The sequence below is a fragment of the Xenorhabdus sp. TS4 genome (assembly GCF_014467265.1).
Lineage (GTDB): Bacteria > Pseudomonadota > Gammaproteobacteria > Enterobacterales > Enterobacteriaceae > Xenorhabdus > Xenorhabdus ehlersii.
The window spans coordinates 1-522 of record NZ_NKHQ01000062.1; the positions used below are offsets into that span (position 1 = coordinate 1).

At 47.9% G+C, this 522-nt stretch carries 1 protein-coding gene; it reads right to left on the minus strand.

Translation table 11 applies throughout. The features are described 5' to 3' along the window. Positions 1-9: 9 nt before the first annotated feature. A partial coding sequence (locus tag Xets_RS14130) for an IS5 family transposase (RefSeq protein WP_187651950.1) occupies positions 10-522 on the minus strand: 513 nt, incomplete at its 5' end.

Genomic DNA, 522 nt, shown 5'->3' on the forward strand with positions numbered 1-522 from the left:
CTGCGTCCCTTAATTAGATAACCGCCTGTAAAAGAGTCGAATACAGCCTAATTTCACCATGGACAAATAGTTTCGTGCGGTTTTTTCGTAACGGGTTGCAATACGCCGATTTCCTTTCAGAAAACCGAAACAGCGTTCGACAACATTGCGGTCACGATAAGCCTGTTCATCAAATTGCGTACGACCATCAGCACGGCCTTTTTCATTGATTTTATAAGGAATAACGCTTTTGATCCTCAATTTACGCAGATAACCGCGGAGCTTTCTACTCGAATACCCTTTGTCTGCCAGCACGGCTTTGCCACGTCGTTTCATGAAACCATTTTTGCGTTGTATACCAATGCCGTCGAGCAAAGGGATGGCGGATTGACTTTCATGAGCTTGCCCAGCGGTCAACATCAGGTTGAGGGGAAAACCCTTTCCGTCGGTTGCCAGGTGGATTTTGGTGCCATAACCACCGCGTGAGCGACCCAGCGCATGATCGTCAGTGATATCGGGATGTTTTTTTTCGCGCCTGCGGCA